Source organism: Micrococcus sp. ACRRV, assembly GCF_022346985.1.
In the GTDB taxonomy this organism is placed as follows: Bacteria; Actinomycetota; Actinomycetes; order Actinomycetales; family Micrococcaceae; genus Micrococcus; species Micrococcus porci.
In genome coordinates, this window is sequence record NZ_JAKRNH010000134.1 from 1 (window position 1) to 5,573 (window position 5,573).

The 5,573-nt window shown below is 75.5% G+C and carries 5 protein-coding genes; all 5 read left to right on the plus strand.

What is annotated here, in order from left to right:
- Positions 1 to 137 precede the first annotated feature (137 nt).
- The 5 genes from MHY29_RS11010 (at position 138) to MHY29_RS11030 (ending at position 5,486) form a co-directional block, all read left to right on the plus strand.
- Positions 138 to 587, plus strand: coding sequence for a PH domain-containing protein (locus tag MHY29_RS11010; RefSeq protein ID WP_239241240.1), 450 nt, complete (start codon positions 138 to 140; stop codon positions 585 to 587).
- Positions 584 to 2,347: a PH domain-containing protein gene (locus MHY29_RS11015; protein WP_224355841.1), complete on the plus strand. Its 1,764-nt coding sequence runs from the start codon at positions 584 to 586 to the stop codon at positions 2,345 to 2,347. The genes MHY29_RS11010 and MHY29_RS11015 overlap by 4 nt, the downstream gene beginning before the upstream one ends.
- Before the next feature lie 5 nt (positions 2,348 to 2,352).
- The gene (locus MHY29_RS11020; protein WP_224356751.1) at positions 2,353 to 3,303 is read left to right on the plus strand and encodes a Rossmann-like and DUF2520 domain-containing protein; all 951 of its coding nucleotides are present in this window, start codon (positions 2,353 to 2,355) and stop codon (positions 3,301 to 3,303) included.
- 276 nt (positions 3,304 to 3,579) lie between these two features.
- On the plus strand, positions 3,580 to 4,014 hold the full coding sequence (locus MHY29_RS11025) for a DUF3806 domain-containing protein (protein WP_224355840.1): 435 nt from the start codon (positions 3,580 to 3,582) through the stop codon (positions 4,012 to 4,014).
- A gap of 173 nt (positions 4,015 to 4,187) precedes the next feature.
- Positions 4,188 to 5,486, plus strand: coding sequence for a glycerophosphodiester phosphodiesterase family protein (locus MHY29_RS11030; RefSeq protein WP_239241241.1), 1,299 nt, complete (start codon positions 4,188 to 4,190; stop codon positions 5,484 to 5,486).
- Positions 5,487 to 5,573 lie beyond the last annotated feature (87 nt).

The window sequence follows — 5,573 nt, forward strand, 5'->3', positions numbered from 1 at the left end:
GCGCCCGGGGGTTAACCCCCCCGCCCTCCCCCCAAAGCCCGGGCCCGCCCCCCCCCCCCTCCGCCCCCCGGCCGCGGGCCCCCGGGCCCGGGATTGACCTGCAGGGCGTCGAGTTCACGCCCGTCTCGCCCGCGCTGGTGCGCGTGGAGGCGGTGCGCGAGCTGATCGCCCTCGTGATCTGGCTGGCGGTGGTGTCCGTGCCGCTGGTGCTCAAGCTGACCGGCGTGTGGCCGGACATGTGGTCGTGGACGGCCTGGGGGCTGCCCGCGCTCGTCCTGGCGTGGTCGCTGGTGGAGCTCGTCCTCATCCCGCGTCGCGTGGCGGCGAAGGGCTGGGCCGAGCGGGAGGACGACGTGCTGTGGCGGGAGGGGATCCTCTTCCGCCGGGTCGTCGCCGTGCCCTACGGGCGACTGCAGTACGTGGACGTGACGGACGGACCGCTGCTGCGCTGGGCCGGCCTGCAGAAGCTCACGCTGAAGACCGCCGGCGGCGCGGACGTGGAGCTGGTCGGCCTCCCCCGGGAGACCTGCGACCGGCTCCGCGAGGTCCTGATGGCCCGCGGCCAGGCCCGCCTGGCGGGGCTGTGAGCGCCCCCGCCCCGCGCCCGGAGGGCCTCGCGTCCGGGCCGTCCCCGGAGGACGGCCGCATCGCCCCCGCCCCGGCCGCCGACGACGCCGGCTGGGTCCGCGTGCATCCCGCCTCGCCCTGGATCCGGGGCTGGGTCATGGTGGCCACGTTCCTGTTCTTCGCCCTGCGGGACGTCGTGGAGCGGTGGATCGGCGGGCTGTTCGGCGCCGACGCCGGGGGCGGCCCGGGCGTGGACGGCCGGGGGCTGCTGATCGGCGGCGGGATCGCCCTGGGCGTGCTGCTGCTGGTGGGCCTGGCGTTCTTCTTCTCCTGGTGGTTCACCCGGTTCCGGATCGGCGCGGAGGAGATCGAGCTCAAGCAGGGCTGGCTGTTCCGCTCCCGCCGGCAGATGCACTACGACCGCCTGCAGGCCGTGGACCTGCAGCACCCCCTGCCGGCGCGCCTGATCGGCCTGGCCGTCGTGAAGGTGGAGGCGGCCGACGGCGGCGGGGACTCCGCCCTGGAGCTCGCCTACCTGCCCAAGGCCCAGGCGGCGGCCGTGCGCCGGCAGATCCTCGACCGTGCCTCGGGCGCCGCGGCGGCGCGCCCGGTCCCGTCCGCGGCTCCCGAGGCGGCGGGGGGCCCCGCCGCGGCCGGGCCCGTCCGGGGTCTGCTGGTCGACCCGGAGGAGCAGGGGCCGGTGCTCCTGCGCGTGCCCGCCGGCCGGCTGATCGGCTCGGTGCTGCTGTCCTCCACGGTGATGGGCCTCCTCGGCGCCGTCGTGGCCGTCCCCGCGGTGCTCTCCCTGCTGCTCCTGCTGTTTCCGGACGCGAATGCGGGGGAGGAGGCCGGGGTCTGGGCCGTCACCCTGGGCTCCACGTTCCCGCTGCTGTTCTCCCTGGCCGGCGCCGTCTGGTCCGGGCTGAACAAGGGCTGGGGGTTCACCGTGCGGGACTCCTCGGACGGGCTGCGCCTGCGGTACGGGTTCACGGAGACGGTCTCCCAGACCGTCCCGCCGGGGCGCGTGCAGGGAGTGGAGATCTCCCAGCCGCTGTTCTGGCGGCCGTTCGGCTGGCACCGGGTGAAGGTGTCCGTGGCCGGGTACGGCGGCCTCGAGGCGGAGGGGCGCCGCCGCGACGTCGCCCTGCCCGTGGGCCCCTGGGAGGATGTGCTGCGCGTGCTCCAGGTGGTGGCCCCGGACCCTGGCCTGGGCGGTGACGCGCGGGCCGCGGGGGAGTTGATGCGCACCGCCATGACCGGCTCCGGCGAGGAGGGCGGGTTCCGCCACGTGCCGCGCCGGGCGGCCTGGTGGTGGCACTGGCTCACGTGGCGTCGCCACGGGTACGCCCTCACCCCGACCCTGCTGGTGGTCCGGCACGGCCGGCTCTCCCGGAGCGTGCAGACCGTGCAGCACGAGCGCCTGCAGGCCGTGGCGCTCACCCAGGGGCCCGTGCAGCGGCGCCTGCGCGTGGCCACGCTGCGCGTCCACATGGCCGGCGGCGCGGCGCGGCTGCGCGGCCTGGACGAGGACGTGCTGGCCGAGCTGTTCGAGGTCGAGTCCCGGCATGCGGCGGTGTCCCGCCGGCTGACCGACCGCAACCGGTGGATGCTCCCCGAGGAGCTGGAGCGCTTCGAGCGCCGCACCGCCGAGGTGGCCCGCACCGAGGTGGGGCGGGCGGAGATGGCCGCGGCCGGCGTCGTGCCCATGGAGACGGGCCCGCGCCCCGGGGACACCCCGCCCGTGGCGACGACGGAGCACCGAGGAGAGGAGACGGCGTGAGCCGGATGGACATGAGCCCGGAGCTGACCGGGGCGGACCCCGCGGACCGGCCGGGGCGGCTGGGCGTCGGCGTGATCGGCGCCGGGCGCGTGGGGGCCGTGCTGGGCGCGGCGCTGCGCGGGGCCGGGCACACGATCACGGGCGTGCACGCGGTCTCCGAGGCGTCCCGGACGCGGGCCGAGGCCCTGCTGCCGGGCGTGCCCGTGCTGGAGCTCCCGGAGATCCTGCGCCGCTCGGAGATGGTGCTGTTCGCCGTCCCGGACGACGCGCTGCCCGAGCTCATCGCCGGACTGGCCGCGGCGGGCCACATCCAGACCGGTCACCTGCTGGTGCACACCTCCGGTCGGCACGGGGTGCGGGTGATGGACCCGGTGCGCGCGCACGGGGCGATCCCGCTGGCCGTGCACCCGGCCATGACGTTCACGGGGCTGAGCCTGGACCTGGCGCGCCTGCAGGACTGCGTGTTCGGGGTGACCGCGGACCCGGTGGTGCTGCCGGTGGCGCAGGCGCTCGTGGTGGAGATGGGCGGCGACCCGGTGGTGGTCAAGGAGGCCGACCGCGCGGCCTACCACCTGGCGCTCTCGCACGGGTCTAACCACCTGGTGACCGTGACGGCGCAGGCGCGGCAGATCCTGGAGGAGATCGGCGTCGCGGAGCCGGAGCGGATGCTCCGCCCCCTGATGCAGGCCTCCCTGGAGAACGCGCTCACCGACGGTGACGGCGCCCTCACCGGCCCCGTGGCCCGGGGCGACGTGGAGACCGTGCGCGGACACCGGGACACCCTCCGCGAGCTCGTGGACGGCGGCATGCCGGCGGACGTGCTGGCCGTGTGGGAGTCCCTGGCCCGGGCCACGGCGCAGCGCGCCGCGCGCCGCGGGGCGCTCCGGGCCGACGCGGCCGAGCGGATCCTCGCGGTCCTCGACGGGGCCGACGACGGCCCCGACGCCACCGGCTGACCCCCCCGTTTTCGTGCGTGAAACGCACGGCGTGTCTCACCTTTTGGTGCGCGAAACGCAAGGCCTTCGGGGGCGACCGCGTCCACTTCGTTCACGAAAGCGCCCGGCGCGCCGTCTATTTCGCGAACGAAAGCGTGCGGCGCGTGCGGCGCGTCAGACGCGTCCGGCGCGCACCGCCTCCGCGGCGGGCGAGCGGCAGATGTTCCCCAGGCAGACGGTCAGGATGCGCATGCCCCCAGTCTCCCAGCCGGGCCGGGGCGTGATGGAATCGGGGGCATGAGCGAGCAGCAGATCCGACCCCTCACCGCCGCCGAGCAGGAGTGGGTGGCCGTCCGCCGCGACTTCGCCGCCCAGGAGGGCACGGGCCATCTGGACCTCGACGCCGTGGACGCGTACCACGGCCGCCTCCTGGCGCGCTCGCGGTCCGAGGACGTGGACCCGGACGAGCTGGGCGTGCTCCTCGACGTCGTGGCGGTGCTGCTGGGCGAGCACCTGGGCGCCCGCCATGGGCTGGCCTGGGTCGCCGTCACGGAGGGTGACGCCACGGACCTCGGCCTGCGCGATCCGCTCTCCGACGCCGTGGTGTTCCCCCAGTCCGTAGTGGCCCAGCACTGGAACGACGGCGACGCGCACTGGATCCCGGGCTACGTGGACTGGCTGGGCGCGCAGCTCGCGCCGCTGCGTGAGGAGCGCCGCGCCGCCGAGGGCTGAGTGGCTGCGCGCCCCTCGCACGCCCCGCCGGGCCGTCTCCGCGCCCGGAACAGCCAGGGGTCCACGCACTCGTCACCGGGGGTTCACCCGTCCGCGTCCGGGGCGGCCCCGGGACGCCACCCGGACATGGGCACCTGGAGAGGTCATCGCTCCCGTCCCGAAAGGACCGTCCCATGACCGCCCTCCGCACCACCGCCCGCGGCCTCGCCGCGCTGACCGCCGCCGTCGCCGTGGCCGCCCCGCTGGCCGTGCCGGCCTCCGCCGCGATCCCCGCCAGGGAGCCGATCACCCAGGCCGAGCGCCCGGACGTCGTCGCACACCGCGGCGCCTCCGCCTACCGCCCGGAGCACACCCTGGCCGCCTACGAGCTGGCCGTGGCCCAGGGCGCGGACGTGATCGAGCCCGACCTGGTCTCCACCAAGGACGGTGTGCTGGTCGACCGTCACGAGAACGACATCACCGGCACCACCGACGTCTCCGAGCGCCCCGAGTTCGCGGACCGGAAGACCACCAAGACGGTCGACGGCGTGGAGATCACCGGCTGGTTCACCGAGGACTTCACCCTCGCCGAGCTCAAGACCCTGCGCGCCAAGGAGCGCCTGCCCGAGGCCCGCCCGGGCTCCGCGGCCTACGACGGCATGTACCAGGTCCCCACCTTCGAGGAGGACCTGAAGCTGCGCGAGGAGCTCTCCGCGAAGTACGGCCGCGAGATCGGCATCATCCCGGAGATCAAGCACCCCTCCTACTTCGACGGCATCGGCCTGTCCCAGGAGGAGGAGGTCATCGAGCTGCTGGAGGAGCACGGCCTCAACCACGCCGACGGCCGCGCCGTGGTGCAGTCGTTCGAGTTCTCCAACCTGGCCGAGATGAACACCCGGCTCGGCCTGCAGGCCGACACCGCGTACCTGCTCTGGTACGAGGGCTCCGGCTACGACGCCGTGCTCTCCGGGGACACCGCCCGCGACTACGCCTACTTCTCCACCCCGGCCGGCGCCGCCGAGGCCGCCTTCAACGGCATCGACATCTACGGCCCGGAGCTGCGCCAGGTCATCGCCCTGAACCAGGACGGCTCCCTGGGCGCGCCCACCGGCCTGGTGGAGGTGGCCCACGACGCCGGGCTCACGGTGGTGCCGTACACCTTCCGCGCGGAGAACCAGTCCCTGCCGCTGCAGTTCCGCTCCTCTGAGAACCCGGTGGAGCACGGCGACCTGGCCGCGTACATCACCGAGGTCCTCGACGCCGGCGTCGACGGCTTCTTCACCGACTTCCCGGACGTGGGCGTCGCCGCCCGTGACGCCTGGCTGGCGGAGAAGCCCGCCGAGCAGCCGTCGGAGCAGCCCTCCGACGGCTCCCATGCGGTGCCGGGCAAGGTCCAGACCGGCGACGCCGCCGCCTGGCTTCCCGCGGGCCTCGCCGCCGCGGCCGCCGGCGTGCTGGTGGCGCTGCGCCGTCGCCTCACCGCCGCCCGCTGACGGCCACGTCCCGTTCGGACCAGGGCGTCGGCCGCGGCCTGCGCTGATCCGTGCCCCCTCCCGGACCACCCGGACCCCCTCCCGCAC

Bases quoted from the DNA above. Each gene is read 5' to 3' on its own strand.
- MHY29_RS11020 (WP_224356751.1), top strand. From the start codon at position 2,353: ATGGACATGAGCCCGGAGCTGACCGGGGCGGACCCCGCGGACCGGCCG.
- MHY29_RS11030 (WP_239241241.1), top strand. From the start codon at position 4,188: ATGACCGCCCTCCGCACCACCGCCCGCGGCCTCGCCGCGCTGACCGCC.
- MHY29_RS11025 (WP_224355840.1), top strand. From the start codon at position 3,580: ATGAGCGAGCAGCAGATCCGACCCCTCACCGCCGCCGAGCAGGAGTGG.